The following is a 16,380-nucleotide window of genomic DNA, read 5'->3' on the forward strand; positions in this document are numbered from 1 at the left end:
TAAGTTATTCTTATTATAACAAACAGGTCTTTTTTTTTTTGTAGAAATATGGTTTTATTTTCCATTTTATTTGTCACAAAGACGAACAAAAAAAGCATGTGAAATTTCATTGTTTCACATGCTTTTTATTCGTTTTTACTATTCATAATATATTTTAATTAATACTCAAAAAATAGCAATTATAGATATTAACGTCTCATCCACGTTGGTATATCTAGGTCGCGAACCTTAAAAGGTTCTATTGTTGTACTCTCAATTTTTCCTGCAGCTAAATTCAGAGGTCTACCATCAAACCCTGTAGCAATCACTGTAACTCGTACTTCATCTTGGAAGTTTTCATCAATAACTGCACCAAATATGATATTCGCTTCTGGATCAACAGCATCAGAAATAATAGCAGCAGCCTCGTTCACTTCTAATAAACCTAAGCTTGGTCCGCCAGTAATATTCAATAAAACACCTTTAGCTCCTTCAATCGAAGTCTCTAACAAAGGACTCTTTATTGCTGCTTCTGCTGCAGCTACAGCTCGATTGTCACCTGAACCATAGCCAATTCCCATGAGCGCTGAGCCCGTATCAGTCATAATGGTTTTGACATCCGCAAAATCTAAATTAATGAGTCCTGGTACTGCAATTAAATCAGATATACCTTGTACACCTTGTCTTAATACATCATCGGCAATACGAAAAGCATCTATCATAGAAGTACGTTTATCAGCTACTTGCAACAACCGATCATTTGGTATAGTAATAAGAGTATCTACCTTTTCCTTTAATTTAGCAGTTCCAACTTCAGCTTGAGCTTGACGTCTGCGGCCTTCAAAAGAAAATGGTTTTGTAACGACACCAACAGTTAAGGCTCCCACTTCTTTAGCACATTCGGCAACAACTGGAGCTGCACCAGTACCAGTGCCGCCTCCCATTCCCGCTGTAACAAACACCATATCTGCACCGCGTAAAGCCTTAATAATATCTTCGCGACTTTCTTGGGCTGCTTTTTCACCAATATCTGGATTCGCGCCTGCCCCAAGTCCCTTAGTTAGTTTTTCACCAATTTGTATGCGATAAGCAGCCTGAGAGTGCATTAACGCCTGGGCATCTGTATTTACAGTTATAAATTCAACACCATGCAAACCAGCAGCAATCATACGATTTACAGCATTGTTACCGCCGCCGCCTACACCAATTACTTTAATTGCAGCAAATCGATCTAAATCCATATCTAATTCAAGCATTAAAATTTTTCCCCCTTATTAGTCACAAATGTTTAATTCTTAAAAAATTTATTACACCTATTCATCAATCGTTGCCAAGCGTTACTACCAGGAGCAACCTGAGGCTTGGACAGATTTTTCACAGCATATTTTACTATACTATAACAAGCAGTATTTCCAGGTGAACTATATTCTGGAGGCAAATCGCTAGGATGTATAATTTCAACTGGAACCCCAAAGGTTGTCCCTATACACTCTATAAAGCTTGGCATAGCTCCACATCCACCAGTTAGAAACACTTTTCCGATTTGAATCTCTTCTAACGATAGCTTTAAGTAATCAGATAATAAATAGATAATTTCCGAGACACGACTTTCAACAATATCGTTTAAAAAATCATATGGAATGTGTTTATCTGTTGTATTATAAGCATTACAATCTAACGTAATTTCCTGTCCTCGTAATTGTTTATCCAGCTTCGCATAATATTTTTTTATTTCTTCAGCATGATTCCAAGAAATGGAAATACCTTGCATGATATCACTCGTAATGTAATCTCCGCCTAAGGGTAATGATGCTGACAAAAAGACATATCCTTCCTGATATAGCGTTAACTCTGTCGTCCCTGCCCCGATATCCATAAGTAAAAAGTTGCCACTACTAGTAGATTTTATATTTTCCGTAACGACAATAGAATTTACTACCACATTTACAACATTTATACCTAACTCTTCGATAGCATTAACTAAGCTGTTGAGAATTTTTTTAGGTATGCTTACTATATGGGCTTGTACCTCTAAATGAGAGCCATTTTCTTGTAATGGTAATTCAACCCTTTGTTTATCAACAAAAAACTTTTGCGGCAACACATGTAGAACTTCGTGATCTTCTGTAACAGCAACAAATGTAGCTGCGCGCTTCCCACGACTTATGTCATCCTGTGTAATCTGATCAGTAAGTAAAGGAGAAACACTTCCCAAACTATTAACGGCTTTAATTTCTATGCCGCTAATACCAATATAAGCATCTTTCACGCAAATATCAGTAGCTCCAACTGCGCAATCAACCGCTTGTTTAATTGTCATCGCAAGTAACTTAGGATCAGAAAATATACCCTTTTTAAAACCTACTGTCGGCGCGGTTCCACTACCAGCAACTAAAACGTTTCCATTAGTATCTAATGTACCAATAAATACCTTAATAGTGCTTGTCCCTATATCAATCCCTAAGATATATCTGCCATCCATGACTAACCTCATTTGAAAGTATTATACATCATTCATTTATTTCAACATAAATACCAATTTCCCTTTTTTTATTCTAATAAAAAGACTTATATCCTAATAAAATATTTCAAAGGTCCCAATTATCGTAAACTAGAACAAATTTATACATTTTTTTACAAATAAAGACTTGAAATATCAACCTAAAAAAATTTTGCCGCTCTTATGAGCGGCAAATTTTTTTTATATATTATTTTCTTAAAAAATAACGACGAATAATTGCCAGATTTTGAAATATACGCAACCCAAATGCTAATAATGCTACATAGTATAAATCAATACCCAAGCGTTCTCCAATGTAAACTAAGCCTGCTGCCATTAACGCATTTGTGAAGAAGCCAGTAATAAACACTGTATTATCAAACTTCTCCTCAGCACCAGCTCTAAGACCACCAAATACTGAATCCAGAGAAGCTAGTAGTGCAACTGACATAAATTTAGCATACTCGACGGGTATGGTTAATGGAAAAAAGGCCCCAATAATAATCCCAACAATAAGTCCAATTAACGGTAAAGCCATTACTTTCCACCTTCCTTTACCGGTTTAGCATATTCAAAACGAAAGGCACCTTTATATGCTGGTATTTGTACCATATCCTGTTTTTTAACACTTACCGAAATGCCCCAGAACTGTAATGTTTCTATTACTCCGCCCCTCATTTTAAGAGAATTTTCTAGGGTTTGTGGTTCACCAATTACTAATATCTCATATGGTGGTGAATAGCGTGTGTTATTCACTGATAAGGTTGGCCCAGCGCATCGTATTTCTGAAGTAGCAATCAATCTTTGTCCATTAATAGAAATAGCCTCAGCACCAGCTGCCCATAGTTCGTTAATTACTTTAAGCATATCTTCATCATGAATTAAATATAAGTTCGGATTTTCCCCTGGTTTTGATAATCTTTTACTATCATCGATGGTTATGACAAGGCCTGTACCAGAAACCGCAACCACACCAGCACCCATTTTAATATTCTCAACTTCTTTTGTTACCGATCCTACTTCTGTCGCTTGACGCAATTCATGAACCTGCTTGAGTAGTATATCACGTTCCTTTTCAGTCTGGCTTAAGCGTTGCGATAAGTCTTCAATACGCTGAAAAGGAATACTTGATCGAATATCCTGTGTCGTGCGAAATTGTACTGCTAGCATGAATCCCAGCACTACACAAACAAAAGCAATAGCAGCCTGTCCCTGTTTAAGATGTAGCAACTTTTTTCTCCTTTCACTAAAACCACATTTTTTTAAATTAATTTAACTGTTTTATCTTAATAAACGGTGAAGCATACGTAAGATCAAGATATTCTACCATCATTTTTTTATTACCAATCTCATACAATATATCATTAGTTAGCTTTGCCTTATCAGACAATCTATCACTACTCCCTAAACGAATATGCACTGATGAAATCGTATATGCATTGATTTGCTCTGGGGATGTAGCATTAACTTCAGAAATCTGATTTAAAACATCTTCATTTAGTAGCGATAAATAATACAAAATACTCTTAATTTCTGGATTTTCAATTTTATCACCTACATATTCATCATCCAATCGAATTCCCGTAATAATTGGCACATTCATCTTTTTGATATTTTTAACTACTGCCAGAACAACCCCCTGCTGATCTAATTCTAAAAAACCATAACTACCAGCAACATATGCCGTAGGCTTGCGTTCTTTTATGCTAATAACAATAGTAGCTGGAAATTTTCTTGATACATCAACTTCTGAAATCCTCAAATCGTGAAGCAAACGGGTTCTTATATCCGCAGCATTTAAATTAAAGATATTTAATTTCTCAGGTATCTCTGCTATCTGATATACATCTTCTACTGTTACATAGTGATTGCCTTCCACCACCACTGCCCCCACTGTAAAATAAGATGATTTGATAAATAACAGTCCTGCAATTAGGATAACTAGGACTAAAATAAGTCCAACAAACCTTTGACCCAGTATTGATCCTTTATCTTTTGACATATACTGCAATGGTTCTTGTTCTCTCATTTCATCGCTCCTTGGACAGGTTGATATATACAATTATAAAGATAATCATACAACAATTCTAGTCCATAATGCAATATAAAAAGTAGACAGCATATTATATTTTGCCTAATAATTTCCTTTACAGGTCACTGTGAAGCTAGTGTAGCATCATAGTAACTGTTAATTATTAGATCCCATACAAACACTGTCTATATAACTCTATTCTTTTAAAATACTACTCTACTTGTTCGTTACCATGCACAACAATCGCTCACATAATGCGGGGAATGTTATTCCTGCTGCTGCTGCTGCTTTTGGAACTAAGCTGGTAGCTGTCATTCCAGGTATTGTATTTACTTCTAACACATAAGGCCTATCATTACTATCAAGCATAATATCAACCCTTGCAATACCACTACATCCTAATATAAGAAAAGCCTCAATTGCTATTTTTTGTACAAGAGTAGAAGTTGCTTTATTCAGCTCAGCTGGTACAATGTACTCTGTTGCACCACTTGTATATTTAGAATGGTAATCATAACGACCTGAATGAGGTACAATTTCAATAATAGGTAACGCCTCTGGTTCCTTGTTTCCCCAAACAGCAACCGTTAGTTCTCTACCTTTTACAAATTCTTCAATTAAAATAGTATCACTATATTTGAAAGCTTGTTGAACAGCTTCTAATAAATCGCCATTTTTCTCAACAATAACGACACCAATACTAGATCCTTGTGATGATGATTTTACAACAACTGGAATACTAAATTCCGTTACAATTTCCGCGACTAAATCTCGGTCCATATCAGCCTTTGTAAATAAAAGAGAGCGTGGGGTTGGGATGTCTGCAGATAAAAACATTCTTTTAGATATCCCTTTATCCATAGCCATTGCACTAGATAACACACCTGATCCAGTATAAGGAATTCCTAAAAGTTCCAATGCCCCCTGCAATATTCCATCTTCACCATATTGACCATGAATCGCATTAAATACAACCTCAATCCCTTCCTCAGTTAATTGCTCTACAAATCGAGTTGGTTCAAGATCAATACCTACTGCATTATAGTTTGACTCTTTAAGTGCAGCTAAAATTGCTTTACCAGTGTTTAAAGAAACCTCTCTTTCAGCGGATGGCCCTCCCATTACCACTGCAATTTTCTTATCTTTCATATTGCGTCCCCCTAGTCCTTTTTATGCCGTGAGATATTAGCCCCCAAGCTTCTTAGCTTTTCCTCTAATGCTTCATATCCTCGATCGATATGATAGACATTCTCTATTTCAGAAGTTCCTTCAGCAGCCAAAGCGGCAAGAACTAATGCTCCACCAGCCCTTAGATCATGTGCTGCAACAATGGCGCCTGTCAATTTTGGTATACCGCGTATTATGGCAGTACGACCTTCCACTTTAATCTTGGCTCCCATACGAATCAATTCATCTACGTGTTTAAATCGATTTTCAAAAATAGTTTCCGTTATAATACTCGTGCCTTTGCCATTGGTGACCAAGGAAAGCATTGGCGCTTGCAAATCCGTAGGAAACCCAGGGTATGGCAATGTTTTTATATCAACACCACGCAGATCTCCACCCTGCACACGAATATAATTTTTCCCAGTAGTAATTTGCACACCCATTTCTTTTAGTTTATCCGTCACTGAAAATAAATGCTCTGATAAGATATTTTCTACCATCACATCGCCACGAGTGATGGCTCCTGCTACAAGGAAAGTGCCAGCCTGGATACGATCAGACATTACAATGTGCTCAGTAGCAGTAAGTTTATTCGTACCATCAATTCTAATAATATCAGAGCCAGCGCCCATTACTTTTGCGCCCATTTTATTAAGAAACACTTGCAAGTCATAGATCTCAGGTTCACGGGCAGCATTTCGTATAATCGTTGATCCTTTTGCTAGTACTGCAGCCATCATCGCATTTTCAGTGGCTCCTACACTAGGATAGTCAAAATTAATTTCACCGCCTGTTAAACAATTGGTTTGCGCCTCAATAAAGCCAAATCCTTCTTTAACATCGGCACCAATTTTTTCTAAAGCCTTAATATGCAAATCAATGGGTCGTGGCCCAATTGCACAGCCACCAGGGTATGACATTCTTACTTTGTGAAATCTGCCTAACATTGGTCCCATTAGAAAGACGGATGCACGCATCTCTCTCATTAAATGTTCTGGAATTTCCGTATCTTGTATAGTAGTTGTATCAATTACTAATGTATTCTTTTCTCTAGTAATCTTCGCACCTAGTAATGCTAAGATGTCCTGCATGACGTTAATATCCCGTAAATAGGGAACGTCATGAATAATACTTATTCCGGAACATAAAAGTGTTGCTGCCATAATTGGTAATATGGCATTTTTAGCTCCACTCATTCTAATTGTTCCATTTAATTGTACCTCTCCCTTGACGATAAATTTCTCCATCGCCTACCCCTCCTAGAAAAGTACAATCACCCTATATAACATTGAAAATTAGATATGTCTAAGCCTCAGCAAGACATAACTCTTAGTTATGTAAAAGTTATCAACTTATTTACATAAATTTATATAGTTTATACATCATAGAATCTGTCTCAAAATACCCATTTATCTTTACCATATATTTTTATTCAAAAGTAGCTCATACCTAACCTTTGGGCATGATAACACAGTCTTGTCTTACTAAAAATGTATATTTTTGTACTCTACAATAGAGAGAATCCTCTTAAGCCATTAAACCTGCTTTTACTGTTCTTGAACTAAATTTTCTATTAGTTCTTCTCCTACACGATAAACATTTCCAGCACCCATAGTTATAACTAAATCACCAGGTTCAACAATTTCTTTGAGATACCTAGCTATCTTATCTTTATCTGCGATATAGATTACTTTCTTGCCTGTTTGGTTCTCAACCTCCTCTTTCAAAACCTCACCAGTAATTCCTGGAATCGGGGTTTCGCCAGCTGCATAGATATCAGTAAGTACTAGTATATCACTAGAGCTAAAGGCACTACCAAACTCATTTCGTAAGAAAGCAGTACGTGAATAACGGTGAGGCTGAAATACGCAAATCAACCTCTTCGGCTCAGTCTGACGCGCTGCCAACAAAGTAGTGGTTATTTCTGTAGGATGATGTGCATAATCATCTATAATCCAAACTCCATTAATTCTTGCCTTCGTTTGAAAACGACGCTTAGCTCCTTGAAAATAGGACAATCCTTCAACAATTTGTTCAAAGGTTAGGCCAACACGTAAACCAACAACAATTGCAGCTAAAGAATTAGATACGTTATGCTTACCGGGAACATTAATTTTTATATTACCGAGTAACTTATCTTCATGATAGACGTCGTATGTTGTCACTGCTCCCTGGGTCCTAAGGTTACGTGCCATATATTGGGCTTCATGATCAATCGCATAAGAGATATAAGGCCGATCTACATCATTGACTAATCCACGGATATGTGCGTTATCAAAGCACAAAATACCAAGTCCTGTATCAGATGGTAAATTACGCAAGAACTTCTTAAACGTATGTAAAACATTATCCATCGTTTTGTAATAATCCATATGATCATTTTCAATATTTGTAACTACAGCAATATGAGGTGAAAACTTTAAGAAAGAGCCATCACTCTCGTCAGCTTCGGCTACTAAATATTCTCCCAGCCCTAACTTTGCGTTGCCATTTAAGTAATCTACTTCACCACCAATAATCACTGTAGGATCCACCCCAGCATGCTCAAGCATAACAGCAATCATAGACGTAGTCGTTGTTTTACCATGGGCACCAGCAACAGCAATCCCCTTGTATTGTAGCATTAAATAGGCAACGATATCTGCCCGATGAAAAATAGGAATCTTTTTTTCTCGTGCCAACTTAACTTCAGGGTTGGTCTCTGGAATAGCTGTTGAAACTACGATAGCTTGGGTATCACAGAGATTTTCACCACTATGCCCTAAAAATACACGAGCCCCCATGCTTTCTAATTTATTTGTTGTTTCCGTTTTAGTAAGATCAGATCCGGAAACACTATACCCCATTTCTAACAAAACTTTGGCAATTGCGCTCATACCAGCGCCACCAATACCAACAAAATGAATTTTTTTTATGTCCTTTAGCAAAAAACTTTCTCCCCTTTCTTGGGCACCCTATCTACCTACCAGCTCTTATGCGTGTTTTATTGTATGCAGATACTAACGAGGGTGTTACAGCTTACTATTTAATGTCGTTTAATAAGACTAAGAGCCATATTAGCAATACTTTCGGCAGCCTCTGGACGGCCTATCTTTTTGCTGGCAATCGCCATAGTCTCTAACCTTTCTGGACTGTTTACTACATCATTAATACTTTTAATTAACAAGTCACCATTTAATTCTGTATCACGAATAAGAATAGCAGCCCCCTGCTGCTCCATAACCCTAGCATTAAATTCTTGATGATTTTCAGCAGCATATGGATAAGGAATTAATATAGATGGGATCCCTCTAGACGTTAATTCTGCTAACCCAATGGCACCTGCTCGAAAAATTGCAAGATCCGCTGCTGCTAATGCTTGCGGCATATTGTATAAATATGGTTTGATGATACTATTTCCAGCTGTTGTTGTATCTATACCACATTGGCTAAGATTTCTAACTATGCCATTATACTCGCTTTGCCCGGTAACATGCAAGAGTTGTATCTCTTTGCTGTCGGCAAAATATTGATGTACTTGCAGCATAGCTTGGTTTATGCTGCGGGCCCCTCTACTACCGCCAGATATTAAAATAGTCCGCTTAGTTTTATCAAGACCAAGAGCAACTATACTTTCCTCACGTTTAAACCGCATCACTTCATCACGTATAGGATTACCGCTAAAAAATGTCTTATTAGGATTAGGAAAATAATTTTTCGCCTCTGCGTACCCTAAAGCAATCTTATCTACAAAGCGAGATAAAATTTTATTGGTGATTCCTGGAATTACATTTTGTTCTTGAATCATTGTAGGAATTCCCATTAGGCTTGCTGCCAACAAAACAGGTCCACAAACATAACCTCCAGTTCCAATAACCAGATCAGGCTTAAAATTCTGAATGATTTTTCGCGACTGCCAGACACTCCCTATCGTTTTCATGATTGTCTGTATATTTTTTACCGACAGGCGCCGTTCAAACCCCGCTACATTAATAAACTGAATCTCCAATCCCTCTTTTGGTATAATGTCAGCTTCCAGCCCATGCTCTGTACCAATAAATAGTACCTCAGAAAAATTCACCTTCTCTTTAATCGCTTTTATTATAGTAATAGCGGGGTAGATGTGACCACCTGTTCCCCCGCCAGACACAATAATTCGCATACTTTACTTGCCCCCTTAAGTCAGAAGAATTTAATTTGGGATTGGCTCTAGAGTAATTCGGCGGGCTGCCTTACATTACCCTCCACTATTTTACTTGTTCTGTACGTATCTTGATATATTAAGCAATATCCCTACCCCAATAAGTGTAAAAATTAATGCTGAACCGCCAAAACTAATAAATGGCAATGGAATGCCTGTAACTGGCATCGAAGCAGTAACTACTGAGATATTCATAAGCGCTTGCATAACAATCATAGTTGTTAAGCCTGTTGCTAGCATGCTACCATAAATATCAGGTGCAGAAATGGCTATCTTAAATCCACGCCATGCAAACAAAAAGAATAATAATATTACCGTTATTGTACCAATGAAACCCAACTCTTCACCAAGAATTGCAAAAATAAAATCAGTATGAGGCTCAGGTAAATATAGAAATTTTTCACGGCTACGTCCAAGTCCTACTCCAAATAAACCACCCGAACCCAAAGCATATAGGGATTGAATAATATGATACCCTGTATTTAATGGGTCAGACCATGGATCACTAAAAGCTAATAGTCTCTTGAGACGATAAGGCTCGAGAATTATAGCAGCAATAATACCAACAACACCAACACTACCTAATGACCCCAAGTGAGATAACTTTGCCCCTGCAGTAAATAACAACACAAAAATTGTCCCACCGATTGCCAGCGCAGTTCCAAGATCAGGTTCTTTTAGTATTAAGCCAAATACTACCAACAATATAAGTAGCTGAGGAACAAGCCCTTTTAAAAATGTAGTTATCTTCTCTTGGTTCCTTGCTAAACTAGCCGAAGAAAATAACACCATACTTAATTTTGCAATTTCAGATGGCTGTAAATATAATGAGCCAAATCCAAGCCATCTACGAGCTCCATTTACGACTTTTCCTAGTCCAGGTATTAACACTAAGATTAAAAGAATGAGTGTGAATATTAATATTGGTGTAGCTAATTTACGCCACACATGATAATCCATATTCAATGTTAATAGCATAGCTATTACACCAAGTGTAACCCAAATGATTTGGCGCTTTAAAAAATAATAACTATCATTAAAATTAACGTAGGCTGAGACTGCGCTCGAACTATAAACCATTACAACACCAAAAATCAATAATGCAATAACAGCAAAAAACAGAACAAAATCTGGCGACTTAGGTCTTACCGCCAAAAGAGCTCCCCTCCTAACGTAAAATGCTATTGATATCTAGCCACTCGAACTTACAATTCATAAACTAATTTCTTAAATAATTTGCCACGTTCTTCATAACTAGCAAACATATCATAACTAGCGCATGCTGGAGAAAGCAAAACAACTTGTGGTTTTTTGGCAATTTGCTGTGCTAATTGTACAGCAGCAGCTAAACTAGTCACACTGTGGATTTGATTAACCCCTTGTGCAATAGCTGCCACTTCAAACCTTTCTTTAGCTTCACCCAACAAAATCAAATGATCCACTTTTTCCTTTATTAATTGCATAAAAACAGTTAAGTCCGTATTTTTATCCCGTCCCCCAGCAATTAATATAATGTTTTTATCAAAAGCCTCTAACGCTTTAATAGATGACTCAGGATTCGTAGCTTTAGAATCATTATAATAAGTAACACCATTTATCGTAGATACCATTTCAATACGATGCTCTACCCCAGTAAAATTAATTAAAGTTTTTACCATCGCAGATAAGGAAACTCCTGCAAAAAAAGCAACACCACAGGCGGCTAGTACATTTTCAATATTATGTCCACCTCTTAGCTGTATTTTGCTAACAGGAACTACTGCATAAGTCTTCCCTTGCCACTTCATAATGATCATGCCATCTTTAACAAAGATCCCAGTCGTTAATTCTGCCTGTCGACTAAAGAAGAATACTTTGGAAGGTACTTTACTAGCCATTTCTCTTACAGTCAGATCATCATAATTTAAAACGATATAATCATCACTTGTTTGATTTGCGAAAATCCGTTCTTTCATGGCGATATAATTCTCCATCGAATGATGCCGATCAAGGTGATCAGGAGTAATGTTTAAGATAGCAGCCACCCGAGGTCTAAAGTCAATACTTCCTTCTAGTTGAAAACTTGAAATTTCGGCTACTACAATACCTTTTTCACCGACTTCTGCTACTTCTTGCGATAGAGCCAGACCGATATTCCCGCCAACTACCACATTTCGATCTGTTGTTTTCACCATTTCACCAATCAATGTGGTAGTAGTCGTCTTACCATTGGTACCAGTAACAGCCAAAATTGGAGCAGGACATAATTGATATGCTACTTCAATTTCACTCATAACTTTTATATTTCTACTTTTAGCATTATTAATTAATGGAATATTAATTGATATCCCTGGTGAGACTACCACCCAGTCTACACCTTCTAATAACCCTTCATCTTGCCTACCTAAAGCTAGTGTTACACCACTTTCATGTATAGCCGAAAAATCCTTATTTTTTAGTAATTCTTGCGGTTTTGAATCACTTAACGTTACCTGTGCGCCACGATTCTGTAATACACAAGCAACGGATATACCACTAATACCAGCACCAAGAACCAGGACTTTTTTTTCAATAAAATCCACTTATATCCCTCCAGTCTGACTAACAACTAAAATAACTAATGCGATGGCGCTAAAGACGACCCCTGTTAACCAAAATACAGTAACTACCTTAGACTCAGACCAGCCCGCTAGCTCAAAGTGATGATGTATTGGACTCATACGGAATACGCGCTTGCCTGTTAATTTAAAGGAGATTACTTGAATGATCACAGACAAGGCCTCAAGCACAAACACGCCACCAACAATAACAAGCAGTAACTCAGTTTTCGTCAGAACAGCTACAGTAGCTAATGCCCCTCCAAGGGCTAATGATCCCGTATCTCCCATAAATATTTTTGCCGGATGAGCATTGTACTTTAAGAAACCAAGGCTTGCACCAGCTAATGCTACACAGAAAATAGCCAAGTTAGTTTTCGCAAAACTCATAGCAATTACTGCATAAGCTACTGCTGCAATCGTAGTAGTACCAGCGGCTAAGCCATCGAGACCATCTGTAAGATTTACAGCATTCGTAGTACCCACCAGTACCAAAAATATTAATACGTAGTACAGCGGACCAAAATCAACTGTAATTCCTAGTAAAGGCACCCATAAATCAGTACCCCGTCCCATATAATTCGTAGCAATGTATGCTAACGCTACAGCCATAATAATCTGACCTAGAAGTTTTTGTTTCGCTTTTAGTCCTAAAGAACGCCTTAAGGCCACTTTAATAAAATCATCCAAAAAACCAATTAAACCATGACCTAAGGTCACAAACAAAGCTAACCAAATTTCTGAACTCTTACCCCCAAAGATAACAACTGGTATGATAAGGGCGATTAGAATGATAATCCCCCCCATAGTCGGCGTACCCGCTTTGGCGTAATGACTTTCAGGGCCTTCCTGCCTAATGCTTTGCCCAAATTTCAATCCTCTAAGAACAGGAATTATCATGGGTCCAATTAGTAAAGCTATAATGAATGCCATTGCTGAAGCATATAACAACTCCTGCATAATCAACCTCCTAAACCATCAAAAAGAAACTTTTAAAATTTTACTGCTCTAATGTGCAGCACTAGAGCATGCTATTGTCGTATAACCTCTTACGAAAACATTTTTATAATATTCTCCATTTTCATACCTCGTGATCCCTTGACTAAAATAGTATCACCAGGCTCAATTAGTTTTTGTAATGCTTGTTGTGCCTCTTTATGGTTAGCACAAGCCATTACCTTTTTTATACCGCATGCACTAGCTCGCCGCGCAATATTAGTCGCCAATTCACCTACCGTTACAACTATATCAACTTGGCAATAAGCTAACCGATCTCCAATATTTCCATGGGCTTCTATTGCAACCGGACCCAATTCTAACATATCACCAAGTACAGCAACCGTTCTACCCTTAGCTACTTCAACCAATGTGTCAATCGCCGCTACCATTGACATTGGACTCGCATTATATGCATCATTAATGACAAGATAGTCGCTAATTTTTTCAATATGTAGCCGCATAGGACTTGCATTAAAGTTTTTACATCCAGCGCAAATATCTTCAACACTCAACCCTAGTTCTAGCCCGAGAGCTATAGCCGCTAACCCATTGTAAACATTATGTTTACCAACTGCAGGAATCTCTACAGCAAATTCATGATGAGCAAAACGACATGAAAATTTCATATTTTGCGTTCCCATCTGAATATTTTCTGCCTTTATATCCCCTTGTTCTAAACCAAAAAATTGGACGCGACTATTCACTTGTTTGGACATTTCTTTTACATAACTATTATCAGCATTCAATAGGGATAAGCCACTTTTAGGAATAAACTCCAGCAATTCAGCCTTAGCAGCAGCAATATTCTCTATTGAACCTAATAACTCAAGATGAGTTTCACCAACATTCGTGATAATAGCTATGGTAGGCAATGCAATGTTCGCTAATTGGCGAATTTGCCCCTTACCCCGCATACCCATTTCTACCACCGCTACTTCATGTTGCTTGGTAAGTTGTAGCAGCGTTAACGGCAAGCCAATCTCATTATTATAATTGGCTTCTGTTTTAAGAACATGAAACTTACTTGATAAAACAGCTGCAGCCATATCCTTTGTAGTCGTCTTACCATTTGAGCCGGTAATAGCTACAACAGGAATTGTAAAGCGCTGACGATGAAAACGAGCTAGATTTTGCAATGCCAATAAGGTATCTGCAACCTCAATAGCCGTAATATCTTTAGAAATCAGCATATTTTTACGACTAAATATAACACCACTTGCCCCGTTCTTTATTGCTTGTTCAATGAAATCATGCCCATCAAAACTTTCCCCTACTAATGGGATAAATAAATCGCCTTGCTTCACAGTACGGGTATCTGTGGAAACACCAGTGAAGTTGACTAGCCCTATAGAATTGACAAGGTTTCCCTCTGTCGCCAAACATACTTCTTCAACTGTAAACTCTGCCATTATTTCATCTCCTTGACGATTGCCGAAGCTACCTCTTTATCATCGAAGGAAATAGTTTTGTCCTTAAGAATTTGATAATTTTCATGGCCCTTACCTGCAATTATCACTATATCATCCAATTCAGCTAAATGTAAGGCACGATCAATCGCTTGGCGCCTATCGCTAATTTTTTCATAAATTTTTCCTTCTTTTAGAGATCCCTTTATGCCATTTTCAATCTCGGCAAGAATGATTTCAGGATCTTCCGTTCTTGGATTATCTGATGTAGCAATTACAATGTCGCCATATTTCGCAGCTAATTCTCCCATAATCGGTCTTTTCGTTTTATCACGATCACCACCACAACCAAATACTACTATGATACGCTTTGTAGCAATTTGCTGTGCAGTCTTTAAAATGTTTTCTAATCCATCTGGTGTATGAGCATAATCTACAATTATACTAAATGGTTGCCCTGCATCTACTAATTCAAATCGGCCAGGTACGCTTTGGAATTCTTCTAAAGTTTCTTTTATGACCTGGATATCTATACCTTCTGCCAAGGCTGCCCCAACTGCAGATAATACATTATATACATTGAAGAATCCAGTAATTTTAAGCTCTAATGACATTGTACCAAAAGAGCCAACAATATCAAACTGAGCACCTGATGCCTTAATATTTGTATTCTGTGCTTTAAGATCGACATTGTTGTCAATCCCATAAGTAATGGTTTTACACATTGTTTTTTCTATTATAAAAGAAGCCGCCTTATCATCTGCATTTATAATAGCAGTCTTTCCCTTTTTGTAACTATTCTTTATGCTAAGCAATTCAAAGAGTTTTGTTTTTGCTTCTAGATAATTTTCAAATGACACATGAAAGTCTAAATGATCCCGTGTCATATTTGTAAAAATACCTACATCAAATTCACAACCAGCGATTCGATTCAGAGCCAATGCATGAGAAGATACTTCCATCACTACGTAATCGATACTAGCCGCTACCATCTCAGCTAAGAGTTTTTGTAAATCAATTACATCCGGTGTAGTATTCTGAGTGGGTACTATACGGTCGCCAATGCTATTTTGAATGGTGCCGATTACCCCTACTTTATACCCTGCCTTATTTAATATACTTTTAATTAAATAGGTAGTGGTTGTTTTCCCATTTGTACCTGTAACCCCAATCATACGTAATTTGCGGCTTGGGTATTCAAAAAAATGAGGAGCTATCATCATCATTGCTGCCCTCGTATCAGCTACCTTTATTACCGTTAAACCCTGGGGAATATTTTCAACATCTTTTTCTACCAATATGGCTACTGCACCTTGGTGAAAAGCCTGCATTATATAATCGTGCCCATCCGTCTTTACTCCAGGCAAACAAATGAATAATGTCCCGGCGATTACTTTACGGGAATCATGAGCTAAATCCATTATAGTAAGCTTTGTTTCTCCATGCACTACAGCGTTTGGTAATAAACCTATTAATTCTTGCAATTCCTTTTTCATGTGACTACCTCCTACACTCCAACTATTATTACCATTGTTACCAAT

Annotated in this window: 14 protein-coding genes; all 14 read right to left on the minus strand. The window is 37.5% G+C overall.

Annotated elements, in window-relative coordinates:
- Window positions 1–188: 188 nt before the first annotated feature.
- On the minus strand, window positions 189–1,235 hold the full coding sequence (gene ftsZ, locus UFO1_RS12505; RefSeq protein WP_038671231.1) for a cell division protein FtsZ: 1,047 nt from the start codon (window positions 1,233–1,235) through the stop codon (window positions 189–191).
- A 32-nt stretch (window positions 1,236–1,267) separates the two neighbouring features.
- A complete protein-coding gene (ftsA, locus tag UFO1_RS12510; protein WP_038671233.1) occupies window positions 1,268–2,461 on the minus strand; it encodes a cell division protein FtsA in 1,194 nt (397 codons plus the stop codon).
- Window positions 2,462–2,687: 226 nt separating this feature from the next.
- On the minus strand, window positions 2,688–3,017 hold the full coding sequence (locus UFO1_RS12515) for a small basic family protein (protein WP_038671235.1): 330 nt from the start codon (window positions 3,015–3,017) through the stop codon (window positions 2,688–2,690).
- On the minus strand, window positions 3,017–3,709 hold the full coding sequence (locus UFO1_RS12520; RefSeq protein ID WP_038671237.1) for a DUF881 domain-containing protein: 693 nt from the start codon (window positions 3,707–3,709) through the stop codon (window positions 3,017–3,019). Before UFO1_RS12520 ends, UFO1_RS12515 begins: the two co-directional genes overlap by 1 nt.
- Before the next feature lie 37 nt (window positions 3,710–3,746).
- Window positions 3,747–4,508, minus strand: coding sequence for a cell division protein FtsQ/DivIB (locus tag UFO1_RS12525; protein WP_038671239.1), 762 nt, complete (start codon window positions 4,506–4,508; stop codon window positions 3,747–3,749).
- 219 nt (window positions 4,509–4,727) lie between these two features.
- On the minus strand, window positions 4,728–5,660 hold the full coding sequence (locus UFO1_RS12530) for a D-alanine--D-alanine ligase (RefSeq protein ID WP_038671241.1): 933 nt from the start codon (window positions 5,658–5,660) through the stop codon (window positions 4,728–4,730).
- A gap of 11 nt (window positions 5,661–5,671) precedes the next feature.
- Window positions 5,672–6,925: a UDP-N-acetylglucosamine 1-carboxyvinyltransferase gene (gene murA / locus UFO1_RS12535; RefSeq protein WP_038671243.1), complete on the minus strand. Its 1,254-nt coding sequence runs from the start codon at window positions 6,923–6,925 to the stop codon at window positions 5,672–5,674.
- Window positions 6,926–7,225: 300 nt separating this feature from the next.
- Window positions 7,226–8,605 (minus strand): UDP-N-acetylmuramate--L-alanine ligase, encoded by a 1,380-nt coding sequence (murC, locus tag UFO1_RS12540; RefSeq protein WP_038671244.1) that lies wholly within the window; start codon window positions 8,603–8,605, stop codon window positions 7,226–7,228.
- Between the two features lie 98 nt (window positions 8,606–8,703).
- Window positions 8,704–9,819, minus strand: coding sequence for an undecaprenyldiphospho-muramoylpentapeptide beta-N-acetylglucosaminyltransferase (murG, locus tag UFO1_RS12545; protein ID WP_038671246.1), 1,116 nt, complete (start codon window positions 9,817–9,819; stop codon window positions 8,704–8,706).
- Between the two features lie 90 nt (window positions 9,820–9,909).
- Window positions 9,910–11,013: a stage V sporulation protein E gene (spoVE, locus tag UFO1_RS12550; RefSeq protein WP_038671248.1), complete on the minus strand. Its 1,104-nt coding sequence runs from the start codon at window positions 11,011–11,013 to the stop codon at window positions 9,910–9,912.
- Window positions 11,014–11,063: 50 nt separating this feature from the next.
- Window positions 11,064–12,419, minus strand: coding sequence for a UDP-N-acetylmuramoyl-L-alanine--D-glutamate ligase (murD, locus tag UFO1_RS12555; RefSeq protein ID WP_038671250.1), 1,356 nt, complete (start codon window positions 12,417–12,419; stop codon window positions 11,064–11,066).
- On the minus strand, window positions 12,420–13,394 hold the full coding sequence (mraY, locus tag UFO1_RS12560) for a phospho-N-acetylmuramoyl-pentapeptide-transferase (RefSeq protein WP_038671252.1): 975 nt from the start codon (window positions 13,392–13,394) through the stop codon (window positions 12,420–12,422).
- An 89-nt stretch (window positions 13,395–13,483) separates the two neighbouring features.
- Window positions 13,484–14,842, minus strand: a complete 1,359-nt coding sequence (gene murF, locus UFO1_RS12565; protein ID WP_038671254.1) for a UDP-N-acetylmuramoyl-tripeptide--D-alanyl-D-alanine ligase — start codon at window positions 14,840–14,842, stop codon at window positions 13,484–13,486.
- Window positions 14,842–16,335 (minus strand): UDP-N-acetylmuramoyl-L-alanyl-D-glutamate--2,6-diaminopimelate ligase, encoded by a 1,494-nt coding sequence (locus UFO1_RS12570; RefSeq protein WP_038671256.1) that lies wholly within the window; start codon window positions 16,333–16,335, stop codon window positions 14,842–14,844. The genes murF and UFO1_RS12570 overlap by 1 nt, the downstream gene beginning before the upstream one ends.
- Between the last annotated feature and the right edge of the window lie 45 nt (window positions 16,336–16,380).

This window comes from Pelosinus sp. UFO1 (assembly GCF_000725345.1).
In the GTDB taxonomy this organism is placed as follows: Bacteria; Bacillota; Negativicutes; order DSM-13327; family DSM-13327; genus Pelosinus.

What these genes read in the sequence shown, in the direction of transcription:
- ftsZ (WP_038671231.1), bottom strand. Translation starts at nt 1,235, where the DNA reads ATGCTTGAATTAGATATGGATTTAGATCGATTTGCTGCAATTAAAGTA.
- mraY (WP_038671252.1), bottom strand. Translation starts at nt 13,394, where the DNA reads ATGCAGGAGTTGTTATATGCTTCAGCAATGGCATTCATTATAGCTTTA.
- ftsA (WP_038671233.1), bottom strand. Translation starts at nt 2,461, where the DNA reads ATGGATGGCAGATATATCTTAGGGATTGATATAGGGACAAGCACTATT.
- murF (WP_038671254.1), bottom strand. Translation starts at nt 14,842, where the DNA reads ATGGCAGAGTTTACAGTTGAAGAAGTATGTTTGGCGACAGAGGGAAAC.
- UFO1_RS12570 (WP_038671256.1), bottom strand. Translation starts at nt 16,335, where the DNA reads ATGAAAAAGGAATTGCAAGAATTAATAGGTTTATTACCAAACGCTGTA.
- murA (WP_038671243.1), bottom strand. Translation starts at nt 6,925, where the DNA reads ATGGAGAAATTTATCGTCAAGGGAGAGGTACAATTAAATGGAACAATT.
- UFO1_RS12525 (WP_038671239.1), bottom strand. Translation starts at nt 4,508, where the DNA reads ATGAGAGAACAAGAACCATTGCAGTATATGTCAAAAGATAAAGGATCA.
- UFO1_RS12515 (WP_038671235.1), bottom strand. Translation starts at nt 3,017, where the DNA reads ATGGCTTTACCGTTAATTGGACTTATTGTTGGGATTATTATTGGGGCC.
- murG (WP_038671246.1), bottom strand. Translation starts at nt 9,819, where the DNA reads ATGCGAATTATTGTGTCTGGCGGGGGAACAGGTGGTCACATCTACCCC.
- UFO1_RS12530 (WP_038671241.1), bottom strand. Translation starts at nt 5,660, where the DNA reads ATGAAAGATAAGAAAATTGCAGTGGTAATGGGAGGGCCATCCGCTGAA.